This is a genomic window from Ruegeria sp. ABD4_443 (genome assembly GCF_056160865.1).
In genome coordinates, this window is sequence record NZ_JBSWYA010000006.1 from 178,603 (window position 1) to 194,478 (window position 15,876).

The 15,876-nt window shown below is 59.9% G+C and carries 15 protein-coding genes; 3 read left to right on the forward strand and 12 right to left on the reverse strand.

The window, feature by feature from the left end; all coding sequences use genetic code 11:
* Window positions 1–10 precede the first annotated feature (10 nt).
* From ACXAG8_RS13455 to ACXAG8_RS13490, 8 genes are all read right to left on the reverse strand, one after another.
* Window positions 11–655: a DUF1523 family protein gene (locus ACXAG8_RS13455; protein WP_475226248.1), complete on the reverse strand. Its 645-nt coding sequence runs from the start codon at window positions 653–655 to the stop codon at window positions 11–13.
* Window positions 656–665: 10 nt separating this feature from the next.
* Window positions 666–932 (reverse strand): hypothetical protein, encoded by a 267-nt coding sequence (locus ACXAG8_RS13460; protein ID WP_475226252.1) that lies wholly within the window; start codon window positions 930–932, stop codon window positions 666–668.
* Between the two features lies 1 nt (window position 933).
* Entirely contained in the window at window positions 934–2,271 is a 1,338-nt protein-coding gene (locus tag ACXAG8_RS13465; RefSeq protein WP_475226256.1) for a DUF6638 family protein, read from the reverse strand.
* Window positions 2,268–2,726 (reverse strand): hypothetical protein, encoded by a 459-nt coding sequence (locus ACXAG8_RS13470; RefSeq protein ID WP_475226260.1) that lies wholly within the window; start codon window positions 2,724–2,726, stop codon window positions 2,268–2,270. The genes ACXAG8_RS13465 and ACXAG8_RS13470 overlap by 4 nt, the downstream gene beginning before the upstream one ends.
* Window positions 2,723–4,654, reverse strand: coding sequence for an AAA family ATPase (locus ACXAG8_RS13475; RefSeq protein WP_475226264.1), 1,932 nt, complete (start codon window positions 4,652–4,654; stop codon window positions 2,723–2,725). The genes ACXAG8_RS13470 and ACXAG8_RS13475 overlap by 4 nt, the downstream gene beginning before the upstream one ends.
* A gap of 87 nt (window positions 4,655–4,741) precedes the next feature.
* Window positions 4,742–5,860, reverse strand: coding sequence for a hypothetical protein (locus ACXAG8_RS13480; RefSeq protein WP_475226269.1), 1,119 nt, complete (start codon window positions 5,858–5,860; stop codon window positions 4,742–4,744).
* Window positions 5,861–5,894: 34 nt separating this feature from the next.
* Window positions 5,895–6,269: a hypothetical protein gene (locus ACXAG8_RS13485; protein ID WP_475226272.1), complete on the reverse strand. Its 375-nt coding sequence runs from the start codon at window positions 6,267–6,269 to the stop codon at window positions 5,895–5,897.
* Window positions 6,270–6,275: 6 nt separating this feature from the next.
* Entirely contained in the window at window positions 6,276–7,355 is a 1,080-nt protein-coding gene (locus ACXAG8_RS13490) for a hypothetical protein (RefSeq protein ID WP_475226276.1), read from the reverse strand.
* A 283-nt stretch (window positions 7,356–7,638) separates the two neighbouring features.
* Between ACXAG8_RS13490 and ACXAG8_RS13495 the strand changes: the two genes are divergently transcribed.
* The 3 genes from ACXAG8_RS13495 (at window position 7,639) to ACXAG8_RS13505 (ending at window position 12,124) form a co-directional block, all read left to right on the forward strand.
* Window positions 7,639–9,114: an NAD-dependent succinate-semialdehyde dehydrogenase gene (locus ACXAG8_RS13495; protein WP_475226279.1), complete on the forward strand. Its 1,476-nt coding sequence runs from the start codon at window positions 7,639–7,641 to the stop codon at window positions 9,112–9,114.
* Window positions 9,115–9,242: 128 nt separating this feature from the next.
* Window positions 9,243–11,426, forward strand: a complete 2,184-nt coding sequence (locus ACXAG8_RS13500; RefSeq protein ID WP_475226283.1) for an esterase-like activity of phytase family protein — start codon at window positions 9,243–9,245, stop codon at window positions 11,424–11,426.
* Window positions 11,427–11,638: 212 nt separating this feature from the next.
* Window positions 11,639–12,124: a LysM peptidoglycan-binding domain-containing protein gene (locus tag ACXAG8_RS13505; RefSeq protein ID WP_475226286.1), complete on the forward strand. Its 486-nt coding sequence runs from the start codon at window positions 11,639–11,641 to the stop codon at window positions 12,122–12,124.
* Window positions 12,125–12,230: 106 nt separating this feature from the next.
* On the opposite strand, the gene ACXAG8_RS13510 is transcribed toward ACXAG8_RS13505, so the two are convergent.
* The 4 genes from ACXAG8_RS13510 to glcF form a co-directional block, all read right to left on the reverse strand.
* Window positions 12,231–12,698 (reverse strand): Hsp20 family protein, encoded by a 468-nt coding sequence (locus ACXAG8_RS13510; protein WP_475226291.1) that lies wholly within the window; start codon window positions 12,696–12,698, stop codon window positions 12,231–12,233.
* Between the two features lie 125 nt (window positions 12,699–12,823).
* On the reverse strand, window positions 12,824–13,642 hold the full coding sequence (locus ACXAG8_RS13515; protein WP_475226298.1) for a trypsin-like serine peptidase: 819 nt from the start codon (window positions 13,640–13,642) through the stop codon (window positions 12,824–12,826).
* On the reverse strand, window positions 13,639–14,430 hold the full coding sequence (locus ACXAG8_RS13520; RefSeq protein WP_475226305.1) for a trypsin-like serine peptidase: 792 nt from the start codon (window positions 14,428–14,430) through the stop codon (window positions 13,639–13,641). The genes ACXAG8_RS13515 and ACXAG8_RS13520 overlap by 4 nt, the downstream gene beginning before the upstream one ends.
* A gap of 120 nt (window positions 14,431–14,550) precedes the next feature.
* Window positions 14,551–15,873 (reverse strand): glycolate oxidase subunit GlcF, encoded by a 1,323-nt coding sequence (gene glcF / locus ACXAG8_RS13525; protein WP_475226313.1) that lies wholly within the window; start codon window positions 15,871–15,873, stop codon window positions 14,551–14,553.
* Between the last annotated feature and the right edge of the window lie 3 nt (window positions 15,874–15,876).

Here is a 15,876-nt window from a genome sequence, read left to right on the forward strand (position 1 = left end):
GCGCCCTGATCTAGTTCGACTTCCAACTGTCCAGCCACCGGCGGACCCTGTTGCGGCGATCTTCGATTGCATCTCCGGCGGCATAGAACCCGTCTTCGACATTTTCCAACATCGGGTCGATCCGCGCCTGGCGAAACCGGCGCCACCGCACCCAGATCGCCCAAAGCAACGCAAAAAACAGCGTCAGGAAGACAATGTTGAACCACGGAATGATCCGAACATCTGGCCCTTCGACATGTTTGATAAAGATCGCGTTGGGAAAGATCGACATGAATTCGTTTCGCCAGCCGTAATGCGTCACGACAACCCATTCCGGGTTGTCTTTGGTCGACTTTGCGTCATTCGCCTCGGTATAAAGATTGGCGGTATCGAACTTGAAATAGAAGGGCCAACCCCAACCGGTATCCTCGTTGCGATAGACAATCGGCTTGCCGTTGGCACGAACCGCCTGGATGAACTGAACATCACGATTGGACAGGCTGGTCGATTGGTCCTCGGGTTCGGACCAGAAAATGCGGGTCCAGTCGGTCAGGTCCTGACGCTCTTCGTATGTGTTGACGATCCGCACCACATCGTGTTGCGGCAACGAATATTGCAGGATCGCGGCGACCGTGCCCCAAAAGATCAGAATGACTGCCCATTTCAGATAGGCCATGCCGTAAACCTCACATGTAATTCACGATATAAATCAACGCACCGATTGCCACCCAGGGAACGACAAAGACGCCCAGGATCAGTTTGCGCCGGAACGAATTGTCATAGACATGCAAACCCCGTTCGACAAAGGCTTGCTTGTTGCCCTTCTTTCCCTTTTCGTCCCACCAGGTCTCAAGCTTGCGACGGCGCACCCCGCGCGAATAGAACGACAGCGCGACATAGCCAATCGCCTGGATGACCAACAGGACCAGAAACAGGCGCATCGCACCGATCATATCAACCCCTTCCTACCGCGCCCCAGGGCCCGACGCGTGCAATCACCGCCTCACTGACGCGGTCATCACCGCTCATGTCCGGTTCATGCCCGAACAGCGCGGCGCGGGCACCGGCCTTGTCCACCTGATACTCGCGCGCGAGAAAGTCGGCAACATAGGCTTTCTTGGATTCGGGCCAATCCGCGTAGGTATCATAGAACAGTTCCTTGTGGCAGATGAACATCTGGCGCGGATCCAGCGGCGCCAATTCGGCCAACAGCATGTTCACCAGATCGCGGTTCGGCGTATCCGCGGCGCGCAGCGTGTAGAAATAGGCCGGATGATCCGAGGTGATCCGCGGCCAGCGCCCGCCATCGGTCGCCCAGCGCAGCAGTTGCGCCAACCCGTGATAAGCCTCGGGCAATTGGTCCGCGTGGTTTCGCGCAAGGCGCCGCATGTCACTGCGGTCCAGCCCCCTGAGATCGACATCGGCATCCGCGGCGGCGGCAACGGTCAGAAAGTCCATCTTTTGCTGCAGGATCGCGGCGGCATCCACCCCGCGCGCCTTGACGATGGGTTCCACCAGATCGTTATAGTCCAGGAACTTGGCGACCTGGTTTCGCTGCGACGGATCGAACGTGTATTTGATCGGCAAATCGTCCGGTTTGTCGCCCATGCAAATCGCCGCCGGATGATCCAAATCCGGGAACAGGTACAGCCCGCCGAAATGCGCCGTCCAGAAGTTGCGCTGCTCAAACTCCGTATGGCGCAAGTGGACAGGGTTGCGGGTGACGTCGCCAGTTTCCTTGGCCGTTTCGATCATCCTGGCGATCAGCACATCGTCGAACCACGCATCCTCGGCGGTTTTGAACTGTTCGACCATACCCGCCAATTGCTCGGCCTTGCGCAGGGTGCCGCCTGCGGTGTCGGCCTCAATCTCGATCTTGCGCAGGTTCAACAGGTCGCGCGGCGTGCTGAGTTTAAAGACCGAGTTCACCAGCTCTCCGGCCACCGCATCGGTGGCGGTCAGGGCAAACAACTGCGCCTCGTTCATCTCGATAAACTCGCGCAGAATATCGCGCGAGGTCGAGAATTTGACGTTCAGCAAAGGCGCGCGCTTCTGTTCGGTCGTCAGCAGGATGAACTGCCGGTTGACCCCGTTGGGGTTGAGGTAGAGCTCGTCCTCCAGCTCAATCCCCACCTCCGGCGAATAGCCCGAGATATCCACATGGAAATCCTTCAGCGCCGTGGTCTTACCCGCCAGATGCTGCAGCGCGCGGTTATACCGCTCGACTAAGGCTGGGCTGGAGATGTGGACTAGGTTGCCGAACATCAGGCCTTTTTTGATGAGGCGTATCATTGGCCACCTTCCTGTCGAGCGCTCTTTTCCCCAACGTTCCAAAGAAATTCTTCCTGCTGAGCCAACCGGGATGACTGTCGTTCTGAGCCTATTTCACCAGTGCCAGAATTACGGCTGCTGATTGACAGTGCTGCTAGGCAAAACAGGATACTCAATACCAATATTGCCCAAAGGATCGCCGATCCGATAATGATGCCGACAATAATAATGGACATTGCGGCGGTCCACATGTTCAAAAAGTGGCTCAAGCTTTCCGCGCCGCCTGCCAAAATAGTTGCGACCACAACAGTTGCGAGTGGAACCACTGTGAAAAACAACGCCACAGTCATCATCACTGCGCGAAACCCAATGAAGCCAGCTCTATTCGAAGCTGTCTTTCCTGCACGCCAACCGACGAGACCGGAAGTCACCATGCTGAAAGCAAAAAAGACAACGATTACGAAGTAACTGCTCACCCTTTCCCCTCCAGATACCGCCGTTTGGCCTCTTCCATCCGGCCCATCTCGCGGACGGCGTTTTCGATGGCGACCTCGTCGCTCTTGTCGGCATAGCGGAACTCGCTATCGGCATAGCGGTTGATCTCTTGCATCACCATCTCGACCGTGATCGGCTGGCGCAGCTCCTCGATCATCGCCTTCTTGGTGTCGTAGTCGCGGAACAGGAACAGGTCGGGGTTTTCCATCCATTCGTCGGGCAGTTCGAAATCCATCGCGCGGACCTTGACCGCGTCGGTGATGTTCTTGATCGCGCGACCGGTGAACCGTTCATCCGCCTGCTGGATCGCCTTGAGGTAGGTGCCAAGCTTGGCGATCGTGTCCATCTGGCCGATCTCGCCCGAGACACGATCATAGACCTGCAAAAGCGCGTCTTCATGCGGGCGGGCGTGGCTTTCGAAACTGGCGGCGACGGCCTTTTTGATTTCCTGCGCGGCATAGGCTTCGTGTTCACCCAAGGGTATGTCGTGGTTGCGGCCCATCAGCAGGTGCAGAATGTCGATGTAATCCTCGCGCGTTTGCGGCCCGTCCACCAGGAACCGCGCGCCCGCCCGCTGGCGCAGGGCGTCGTCGACATTTTCGGGGTAGTTCGAGAACATGCCAAAGGTGCAGTTGCCACGCACGACGGTGTTGGCGCCTGCAAAGCTCTCCATCAGAACAGCGGTGATTTCCAGCTGCCCGGCTGACGACTGCCGGTCGCCGCGTTTGCCCGCCAGTTGGTCGATATCGTCGATGGTGCCAAAACCGATGACCGAGGGGTCGATGATCGTGTTGATAAACGCCTTGGCGTTCTGACCCGATTTGCCCTGATAGCTGTCGATATTGTCGGTGCTCAGGTTCTGATAACGGAACGGATAGCCAGCGTTCTGGCAATAGTCGTTGATCAGCCCCGCCATCATCTGGATCAGGGTGGTCTTGCCGGTGCCCGGCTTACCGTCGCCCATAAAGGTAAAGATGAACCCGCCAAGCTCCGCAAACGGGTTCAGGCGGCGGTCGAAGTCATAGGCCATTACCATCTTGGCCAGCTTCATCGCCTGATACTTGGCGATGTGGTTGCCCACGACCTCATTCGGTTTCTTGAACGTCATGGTCAGGGTGGTGGATTTCGCTTTTGAGGCCGGCTCAAACCCCCGGATCGTCAGATCGTCGGCCTCGATATGCCAGGCCGCGCTCTGGAACGGGGACAGATGGCCAGCGGACCCTGCGCGCAGGGCGACCTTGTCCATCACCTGCTCGGCATAGGCACTGATGGCCGCGATCAAATGCGCATCATCGGGCGCATGGTTGGCCAGCACCTGATCCAGCTCCCACAACGCACCGTGCAGGGCAAGCTGGCCGTTATCGGTCAGGACCTCTTCGATCTCTCCAATGTCCACGGTGGTCTCGCCCAAATGCGACGACATCAGGTAAGCCAGCGCATTGCCGAAAGTATGAGAGGTGATCAAAGCCTCAGCCGTCAGCAGTTCCGAAAACTCGGTCTTGCGCGCAACAGGCAGATCCCCCGCCAGATTGGCCCTTTTCAAATCGGCCAGCGGCGTCTGCTCGGCATAGGCATCGGCCACGGCCAGAGCGATGGCAATCGCGCGCCGAATGGCCTGCTGCGCGGTGGCCTGTGGCGGCGAGACCAGCGTATCCCCATCATCCGAGGCCTCGATCCGCTCAACCAGATGCACCCCATCCGCCCGCACGGTGCGCCGCGTTACCAGACCCGGCGTGGTAGACCGAAACCGCCGCGCCGTTGACACCCCCGGGGACCGTTCGACCGCCGCTTCAACCGCTTTGGCAATACGCGGCGCGTGTTCAAACCCGTTCAGCAAGGCGGTCGCCGCAGGGTAATGCTTGCGAATATCGTCTTCGCGCAATTCCATCTGATCTGACGTCAAACTCATCCCTAAATCCGCCCTTGCTTCATCTTTTCAAAAATACTCCCGTCCCGCTGCCCGACAGGACCCTGGAAGGGTCCGTAAGGAGGGAAATTAGTATCGCAGCACCTGCCCGGCCTTGCTGACAACAAACTTGGCCACATCGGCAAAGCCCGGCGGGTTGCGCTCGGCCAGCACCTGAAACGGGCGCTGCGGCAGGATGATCGATCGCTGCGTGCGTGTCGCCCCGGTCTCGGCCCCCTGCCCGCCAAACGGGTCCAGCGCAAACACCTCGCGCTCGACGGTCGAAAACCACCCGGCGCGTTCTTCGATCACCTCTTCGCTTTCCAGTTCCTCGGTGGTCCAGGCCAGCGCCCAATCCTGCCCTTGCGGTGACTGCGCGTCCTCAAGCACCTGCCGCAAGGGGCCGGATTGCTCGGTAAAGGTCGAGGAATACATCGGCCCCACATGAATGCGGCGCAGGTGTTTGGGGTGCAGGTCGTCGAAATCCTGGTCAAAGCCCTTGGCGATGGTCACCAGTTTCAAGCCACCAAGTGACTGCGCCATCAGATGGGCCTGCACCTCGGGCCAGCGGCGCTGATCCTTGGGCAAAGCCGTCTTGCCGCTATCCTCCAACTGCATCAGGTAGATGACCGGCAGGTTGATCTGGCTGTCATAAACCGCCCAGTGGACCATGAACTTGCGCCGGTCGCCCTCGTTTTCGATCCAGTGGCATTCGGGATCGTTGCGGGCCCAGAACAGCTGCCCTTTCAGCAATTCCTCGTAATAGAGCCTTTGCGACAGCGCGAATTGCAGCTTGGTCGGGATTTCCCGGTCGCCAATAATAGTGCGGACCATGTCTGTCTTCAGATCGTCTTCCGAGGGCATATTCGCCAGATGCACCTGCGCCTGTTGCGCGTCATTGGCCATGGTCAGCAGCTCGGCCGCCACCGGAAATCCGCTGTCGCGTTTGTCCATCGCGAGGCTGCCAAAGAACCGCCCCGTATCGCGCCCGACCAGCAGGTATTTCATGGAAAGCGCGCGGAAGGTGTAGAGCAGCCCCGAGAGGTAGCGCGACACGATCCGCACCTCTTGCTTGCTGATCGCCCCCTCGGCCTCCATCGTCGCGGCCACGCGTAGGAGGTGGACAGTGATCACCTCGAATTTGCGGAAATAGCGGCGTGAGGCGAAGGTGTCGGTCAGGCCGACATGGTCTTGGGTGGGGTTAGTCATTTCGCGGCTTTCGACAGCGTTCCAGTTTCAGAAATCAATGGCCTTCATCCTTGACGGAAGGCACTCTTCCGAATGCGTCGAGTTCAAGAAAACTAAAGACCATGTTGGCCTCCGATTGGCGCGCATTGAAGAACTGAGGTTCGCGGTTCCGGATGGTGTGAGCAGTAATCGAAAAGAGCGCTCTGGCGAGATTTCCGAAACATCCAGACAAAGAAAAAAGGAGCGCTAAAAACAGTCCCGATAACACTATTCCGTTTAGTTTGTCCTGACTGGTTACTTGAAAAGGCGTGCTAGCACCAATTTCCGCAAAGTTAATACCATTGGCAGAGAGAAAAGAGACTAGTCCCCCTGCAATCGTGATCAAAAAGCCCAAGAGGCCAAATCTGCGAAATACTTTCCAGCTCCACATCAGGGGTTAACCCCCATACAAATTCTTATCATGCTTCTCGACAATCGAGGCAAATCGGCGGGCAAAGCGTTCATCCGCCTTGGCCTTTTTCTCCAGCACGTCGCGGGCAAAGACCATGTGGTCCTCATGCGCCTCAAGCATGTCGGCCATCTTCTGATTGGTCGCGGTGCCGATGGCGGCCATGGCGGTTTGCGCCTCTTGGTCCGTCTGCACGCCGATCTCGTTGATGCGGTGGGCCACGTCCTGCTGCTGCGCGGTTTTCAGCGATTTGGTCAGGGCGTCATACAGCACCACGCGCTGTTGCGTGTCTGTCTGCAGCTTGTTGATCAACACCATCTGCGTCGCCGCCTGGTTTTGCAGTGAATCGACCCAGGTTTTGCCCTTCTCGATATAGCGCTCCAGCGTTTGGCTTTTCGCCAGCTTGACCTGCTCTTCCTGAACCTTGGCATTGTATTGCTTGTTCAACTCGGCCAGCTCGGTTTCCAATTGGGTGCGCGCGGCGGCGTCCTGTTCGACGCTGATCTTGTTCTCCAGCGTGATGATGGCCGGGTCCATACCCTGAATCTCAGCCCGCAAAGCCTCCAATTCGGCCACCGTCGCCTCACGGTCATCCAGCGTGACGGTCAGGTTGTCCTCGACCTTGACGCGCTGTTCTTCCAGCACCGACAGCTGACCCTCCAACAGCTTTACGATCACGTCGGATTTGGCGATCAGGTCCTGCAGCTTGTCGTCGATATTGGCGGTGCGCATCCGCTCCTGCCGCATCGACTCGGATTTGCCTTTGGCGAAAATGCCAACAAACGACTCCCACCCGGTTTTCGATCGCATCTCGTCGAAATCCTTGGAAAAGGCGCTGGTGACATCGTCCAGACCCATGATCAGTTCGGCAATATTGGCGTTCATCACCTCGGTATGGGCATGCACGTCTTCCAGCGTGGCGTTTTCGATGTCGATATCCGCCTCGGCGGTGCCAATCTTGGCGCGCGCGGCCTCAATGCGTGAGGTTAATCCTTCGATTTGCGACTGCGACTCTTGCACCTTGGTCTGAGTCTCTTTGATCAACGCCTCGAATTGCTGGTTCGACATCTGCCTATCCCTGTTTTCCTTATGCACCCAATAAGATAGGGGATGTTACGGCTATTTACATCCCCTCGGGTCTCTAAATACCGGGACTTTGGCAAAATCGTATCGAAAAAGATAGGCGCGAACGTGTCCGGGCCGAAAGTTTCAGGCAATGCCGCGAAAACACTGCCGTCGCGGCGCCCGATTTTGATCAAATCTGGACCGATCCGCCAGTATGGGTGGTCATGGACAATCGCACCGCCACCTGTTTGTGTACGCCCGACTCATACCTGCCGGAGACCGCGCCATGCTGGACACGATTACCGATCTGAAATCCCTTTTGAAAAACCCCGACCTGTTGGAAACCAGAGCCTATATCGGCGGAAAATGGGTGGACGGCGACAATGGAACCTTTGCCGTAACCAACCCGGCACGCGGCGATGTCGTGGCCCAGGTGGCCGACCTGAGCCGCGCGCAGGTGGCGGGCGCAATCGCGCAGGCCGAGGCCGCACAAAAGGAATGGGCCAAGCTGACCGGCAAGGAACGCGCCGCCATCCTGCGCCGCTGGTTCGATTTGATGATGGAAAACGCCGAAGACCTGGGCAGAATCCTGACCGCGGAACAAGGCAAGCCACTGGCCGAAGCGATTGGCGAGATCGGCTATGGCGCGTCCTTCATCGAATTCTTCGGCGAAGAGGCCAAGCGCGTCTATGGCGAGACCATTCCCGGCCACCAGCGCGACAAGCGGATCATGGTTCTGAAACAGCCCATCGGCGTTGCCGCCTCGATCACGCCGTGGAACTTTCCCAATGCGATGATCACGCGCAAGGCCGGGCCGGCCCTGGCCGCCGGCTGTGCATTCGTCGCGCGCCCCGCGGCGGAAACGCCGCTGTCGGCGCTGGTTCTGGCGGTATTGGCGGAACAGGCGGGTATTCCCGCCGGTGTGTTCAACGTCGTGCCATCCTCGCGCTCCAGCGACATTGGCAAGGAGTTCTGTGAAAACCCCGGCGTGCGCAAACTGACCTTTACCGGCTCGACCGAGGTGGGGCGCATCCTGCTGCGGCAGGCGGCCGATCAGGTGATGAAATGTTCGATGGAGCTGGGCGGGAACGCGCCGTTCATCGTGTTTGACGACGCCGATCTGGACGCCGCCGTCGAAGGCGCGATGCTGTGCAAGTTCCGCAATAACGGCCAGACCTGCGTCTGCGCCAACCGCATCTACGTGCAGGCTGGCGTCTATGATGAATTCGCCGCCAAACTGAAAGCCGCGGTCGAGGCGCTTGCCGTCGGTGACGGGCTGGTTGACGGCATCACCACGGGCCCGCTGATCAATGCCGACGCGGTCACCAAGGTGCAGGAACATATCGCGGATGTCACCGCCAAGGGCGGCGCGGTGCTGACGGGCGGCCTGCCCCATGACCTGGGCGGCACCTTCTTTCAGCCCACGATCGTCACCGGCGTGACCCAGGATATGCTGGTTGCGCAGGACGAAACCTTTGGCCCGCTGGCGCCCTTGTTCAAGTTCGAGGACGAAGACGACGTGATCGCGATGGCAAATGACACCATCTTTGGTCTGGCCTCGTATTTCTATGCCAAGGACCTGAGCCGCGTCTACAAGGTGGCCGAGGCGCTGGAATATGGCATCGTCGGCGTGAACACCGGCATCATCTCGACCGAGCTGGGTCCGTTCGGCGGAGTAAAACAGTCTGGCCTGGGACGTGAAGGCAGCCATCACGGGATGGAAGACTATCTTGAAATGAAATACGTCTGCCTGTCGGTCTGACCCCAAATTGCCCCGGCTCACCAGGCCGGGGCATGTCGGTTTGTCACAAAACTGCAAACAAACCGTCACATCCCTGCAATGACCCGCGTTCATCCCCCTGTCATCCAACTGAGAGGGGAGTCCCACCGATGTCATTGCGCCATATCTGCCTGACATCTGCCCTTGCCCTGACCGCCGGTCAGGCCACGGCAGAAATGAATTTCAACCGAATTGCGTCTTTCCCGGTCGTCAAGAACATGGCCGAGGGGGCCGATACCAGCCGTGAAACCTCGCCCGAAATCATCGCGGCGACGGCGGACGGCATGACGCTGGTCTATACCGACAGCCCGCTGGGCGTGATCGGGATGGTCGACATCACCGACCCTGCGCGCCCCGCTCCGTTGGGGTCGATGGACGTTGGGGGCGAGCCGACATCGGTCGGGATCGTCGGCACGACGGCCTTTGTCGGTGTGAACACCTCGGAAAGCTATACCGCGCCGTCGGGCAAGCTGATCTCGGTCGATATCGCGGGCAAGGCTGAAACCGCCGCCTGTGACCTGGGCGGTCAACCCGACAGCGTTGCCATCGCCCCCGATGGCAGCTTTGTTGCCGTAGCCATCGAGAACGAGCGGGACGAAGACCTGAATGATGGCATCATCCCGCAGTTGCCCGCCGGGTCGCTGGCGCTGGTGCCGCTGAAAGACGGCGCGCTGGATTGTTCGGGCCTGAAAATGGCCACGTTGACCGGACTGGCCGAAGTTGCACCAACCGACCCCGAACCCGAATTCGTTGACATCAACGGGCTGGGCGAAACGGTCGTTACCTTGCAGGAAAACAACCACATCGCGGTGGTCGGCAAGGACGGCACCGTGATCAGCCATTTCTCGGCCGGCAGCGTGGATCTGGACGGCATCGACGCCACGGATGAACGCGGCGCGCTGATCTTCACCGAAAGCCAGCCGGGCCGCCTGCGCGAACCGGACGCGGTGAAGTGGATCGACGACAACCACTTTGCCACCGCCAACGAAGGTGATTACGAGGGCGGTTCGCGCGGCTGGACGATCTTTCACAAGGACGGCACCGTTGTTTATGAAAACGGCACCGATTTCGAAAAGGCCATCATCCAGATCGGCCACTATCCCGACAAGCGTTCCGACAGCAAAGGCGTTGAGCCGGAAAGCGTGACCGCGGCCACGTTCGGCGGAACGCCGATGATCTTTGTCGGGGCCGAGCGCGCCTCGGTCGTGGGGGTCTATGACGCCACCGACCCGGCCAACCCGGTTCTGAAACAGCTGCTGCCCTCGGGTGTTGGGCCGGAAGGCTATGTTGCGATCCCCGAACGCAACCTGCTGGTTTCAGCCAATGAAAAAGACCTGATCGAAGATGGCGGCCCGCGCGCACATGTCAGCATCTTCGAATATCAGGACGCCCCCGCAGCCTATCCGCACCTTACCTCGGAAGGCACGGATGAGCTGATCGGATGGGGTGCCCTGTCCGGTCTGGTCGCGGATGAGGACGGTATGCTTTACGCCGTCAACGACAGCTTTTATGGCTTCCAACCGTCGATCTTCAAGATCGATCCCAGCCAGAAACCCGCGCGTATCGTAGACGTGATCCGCATTCACCGGGCAAACGGCACCCCGGCGCAGAAGCTGGACCTTGAGGGCATCACGCTGGACGGCAAGGGCGGCTTTTACGTCGCCTCAGAAGGCCGCACGGACCGCGTCATTCCGCATGCGATCTATCATGTCTCGGCGGATGGTCTGATCAAGGACCGCAAGGGCGAAATCGGCCTGCCGCCAGAGCTGATGGCGGTCGAAAAACGCTTTGGGTTCGAAGGCATCACCAGGGTCGGCGACACCCTGTGGATGGTCGTTCAGCGCGAATGGAAGGACGACCCGAAAAACCATATCAAGCTTGTTGCCTATAACCTTGAGACCAAGGAATGGGGCGCGGTGCATTATCCCAAGGCCGAGCCGGATACAGGCTGGGTCGGCATGTCGGAAATCGCGGCCTTTGGTGACCATGTCTATGTCGTGGAACGCGACAATCAGCACGACCACCGTGCCGTGACCAAGAAAGTCTATCGCGTGCCGCTGTCCGACATGACCCCGGCACCGCTTGGTGGCGAACTGCCGGTTGTCAGCAAGGAACTGGTCCGCGACTTGCTGCCCGACCTGACATCGACCGGCGGATACGTCCTGGATAAGGTCGAAGGCCTGGCCATCCTGCCTTCGGGCGAGGCGTTTGTCGTCACCGACAATGACGGCGTAGACGACGCCTCGGGCGAGACCATGTTCTGGTCCATCGGTCCGGTGACCGGCGGCAACTGAGCCCTGAGACCCCACAGAAGGGCCCCGCGAATCCATTTCGCGGGGCCTTTTTCGTGCCGCTAGCCCAATTGATGTTGCGCCGCCCTTCGCAGGGGGCACCCCGAAACAGGCCACGCGACGCTGGTGCAAACAGGCTGTTTGCTGCCGGTCCGATTTGGTCCGTGGCGGTGTTCGCGTTATGGTTCAGTGGGGACAGTTCAAGGAGTTCAGTCATGAATATTGAAGTTCTTCAGCCCAAACCCTTCGACCTTGTCGGCCAGACCATCATGATCGCCGGAAATGCCGTTGGCTTTGAAAGTCATTTGACCATCAGCGTCAGCGAAGGTCATGTCGAATTCACGGGGGCGGCTGTTGCCGGCTCCATCGCCCTGCGACAGTTTCAGGCCACGATCGACATCCCCGAGAACCCCAACTTTCAGCTCGACCGGCTGTTTGTCACAGTCAAGGACGACAGCGCGGGCGGTGAAGGCGGTATTCCCACCGTTCATGTTCCGGTGTTTTTCGGGCCGCGCATCCTTGCAGGGTATATCGGGTACCGGAACCATACCGTCGCACCCGGCGATACGCTGACGGCGATATCACAGGCGCATTACGGCAATCCCGGCCAGGTCTCGGTCATCCAGCGTGCCAATGCGCATCTGATCAGCGATCCCGACATCATTTTCCCCGGTCAGGAACTGCGCATTCCCATCGCCTGACGATCAGGCAAAGGGGTCCAAAAGCAACGCCCCGCGACTGGAGGATCGCGGGGCGTGTGTTGCGGCGGTCAGGGAGGAGACAACCGCCGCTAAAACATCAGGCCGTTCAGTTGACCGCCTTGGCGTCAACCACGTCTTTTTCTATGGCTTTCGCCGAAGAAATCTCGATCCGGCGCGGCTTTAGCGCCTCGGGCACTTCGCGCTTCAGGTCGATATGCAGCATGCCATTTTCGTGGCTGGCGCCCGTGACACGCACATGGTCGGCCAGGGCAAACCGGCGCTCGAACGCGCGGGTGGCAATACCGCGATGCAAATAGCTGCGGTCCTTGTCCTCGGCTGCTTTCTTGCCGGCCACGATCAAAGCTTTCTCTTTCACTTCGACCGAAAGGTCCGATTCCGAAAATCCGGCGACAGCTATGGAAATCCGATAGGTGTCGGCATCGGTCTTTTCGATGTTATAAGGCGGATAGCTGGGCTGAGCCACGTCATTGGTCAGAACGCGATCCATCATATCGGCGATCTGGTCAAAACCGATGGTGGCGCGGTGCAGCGGTGCAAAATCAAAACTACGCATATTTCGTATCCTCAAGTCAGAGCGATTTACGATTCAGTGCCCTCCGATTGGACGGGCGGTGAGATATCCCGGACCCCAAATCTGGCGGCCCGGTATAATTCACATGGGTAGCGATCTGACCGAGTTCAAGACCCGCCGGGGCTGACGAATTTTGCCCCCGAACTGGATTTTCCCGAGCCCACGCCCAACCTGCGGATCGTTGCCTGCGGCCGCGGCGCGTCGCGGCGCAATATCGCCTTGAGGTCCGACACGATGCCCCCCAGCTCCATGCCGTACCCGACCTTTCGGCGGCCATCCGATCCGACGGCCGAAACAACCGACAGGATCTGCCAGCGGGGGCCGTTCCGGGCCAGGATGGCCGACCCCGAGGACCCAAAGGTGATATCGCAGTTAAAGGTGATCAGACCCTGCCGCCGTTCCAGAATACGGCAGGACCGTTCGCGCGTTATGGCATTGGCGCGCCCGCGCCCGTACGAGGCGACACTGATCTCGTTTCCGGCGACGCGCCCGCTATGCATGGCAAATGGGTTCGCGACCGAATACGGGATCGGCCCGTCAAGCCGCATCAACGCGACATCAGCGCGAACGCTGTCCGCCGATAGGGGGGCATTTGCCACGTAACTTGGCAATGTGGCGATCTGAACAACCTTTCGTTCCGCCAGCGCGTTCCCATCGCTTAGCCCGGCGCGAAAAGTTACCTCGCCGGGCGCATAGGCCCGCCCGGTCGCCTTGTCCAGGGCGCAATGGGCGGCTGTCAGAACGACATCCTGTGCAATCAGCGTCCCGGTACAGAATGACCGCGTTCCGATATCCAGGCGGCCGATGGCTTCCCAGCCGTACAGATCGTCACGATCCGTCAGCCGGCGCTTGTCAGCCGTTTGCGCCACAGCCGCGGTGGCCCCCAGCACAAGACACGCAATCAGGCAGACAAGCACGCGTGTCATGGCCGCACGAACCTTGCGCCAAGGTTCTTGCCCGGATCACCGGGCGAGGCGGAAAGCCCGAACCCCCGCCCCTCGGCCAGTTCGGTTTGAAGAAGGTGCAGCGATTCCTCTAACGCGGTTCCCAGGGCCACCCGCTGACCGTCCAGCTCGGCCTTGGCCGAGACCACGGAAACGATACGCGGACGCTCGCCGGAAAACGAAAAGATCGGCGCGCCGGATGCGCCGAAATCCACGTCACAGGACATGACTAGGATACCGGACTGGCGCGCCATGACGGAACAGACCTCTTGCAGGGCGGGGGCTTCGGCCCGGTCATGGGCATAGCTGACGACGCCCACGTCTTCGCCCCGCGACGGACGTTCGCCGGTTTCAAAAGGTATGACGGTTGTATTGCGGATCGGCTGCCAAAGCTCGATCAGGGCCACGTCATTGCGGACCCGCCCAGCGGAGGCGCCCGCGTCGTACTGATAGTCAGGGTGAACAACCGCCTGCCGCGCCGCGCGATAGGCCGAGGCCCGGCCCCGCCGCCAGCCGGCCAGAAACTCGATCTGTGATGGGTTGATACGCTGCCGCGTGACCTTGTCAAACAGGCAATGTGCCGCCGTCAGGACCAGCGTTGGTGAAATCAGGGCGCCGGTACAAAAACCGGTGCCATCGATGTCCAGCCGCCCGACAGCCATCCAGTCCCGGCCCGAATCCGAGGTTTCCAGGCTTGTCAGCCCTGTATCCTGCGCCATCGCCGACATCGGCAGACAGGCAAATGCAATCACCCTGATCCAGTTCCGCACGCGGTTCTCCGGCCACTTGTTCCGACCAAAAGTCATACGAACGACCTGCGGCGAAAATAGGGCGTGGATCACGGGTTTCTTTTTGGCCCCTTACTGATGCCCTGCTGCATCAGTGACGGCCTAGCGCAGGATCGGCACCGCGCCCTGCGACGGGCCGTCGGCGCGCATCGTGCGGGGCACCGGGCCACCGGTTACCCAATCCAGCAGCTCGACCGTGTGCACGATGGGGATATCCGTTGCCGACCCGATCTGCATCATGCAGCCGATATTTCCGGCGGCGATCACATCCGGTTGCCGGGCTTCCAGCGTGCGTATCTTGCGTTGTTTGAGTTGGGCAGAGATTTCCGGCTGCATCAGGTTGTAGGTTCCGGCGCTGCCGCAACACAGGTGACTGTCGGCCGGTTCCACGACCCGGAACCCGGCCCGTTTCAGCAGGTCTTTCGGATAGGTCTTGATCTGCTGTCCATGCTGCAACGAACAGGCCGCATGATAGGCAATTGTCATGTCGCGCTCTGCCATTTCCGGCAGGTTCAACTGCATCAAAAGCTCGCTGACATCCATTGCAATCCCGGAAACCCGCGCTGCGTCCTCGGCCAGTTCGCCCTGCGGGAACATGTGCCCGTAATCCTTTACGGTTGTTCCGCAGCCCGACGTGTTGATGACGATAGCGTCCAACCCTTCGCCGTCCATTTCCTGCGCCCAGGCGCGAATATTTGCGGCGGCGGCGGCATGGCTTTCATCGGTCTTGCCCATGTGATGCGTCAGCGCACCGCAGCACCCGGCGCCCCGCGCCACGACAACCTCGCAACCCAGCCGCGTCAGCAAACGGATGGTGGCGTCGTTGATATCGGTGTTCAGCGCCTTTTGCGCACAGCCCGTCATCAGCGCGACCCGCCGTTTTCGCGCGCCCGTGGGGGCAAAGCTTTGCGGGTCGTCATTGCGGCTGACTGGCGGGATGTGGCGCGGCGCCATGTCCAGCATCGCCCGCAGCCGTGCGTCGGGCATCAAAAACCGGAACGGCCGCCCCAGGCGGGCCCCGATCAGCGCCCACCGGAACCGCATCGGATAAGGCAATATCCGGGCCAGAACCCAACGCAGCGCCCGGTCCGAGAAGGGACGTTTGTAATGCTCTTCGATATAGGCGCGTGCGTGGTCCACAAGGTGCATGTAATGCACACCCGACGGGCAGGTCGTCATGCAGGCCAGGCAGGACAGGCACCGGTCGATATGCTTGACCGTCTTGTCATCCGGCACCCGGTTGTTTTCCAGCATGTCCTTGATCAGGTAGATGCGCCCGCGCGGGCTGTCCAACTCGTCACCCAGAACCTGATAGGTCGGGCAGGTCGCCGTGCAAAACCCGCAATGCACACAATTGCGCAGAATCTCGTTCGAGCGCTGGATGGCAGGGTCCTGCAATTGCTGTTCGGTAAAGCTTGTCTGCATTTT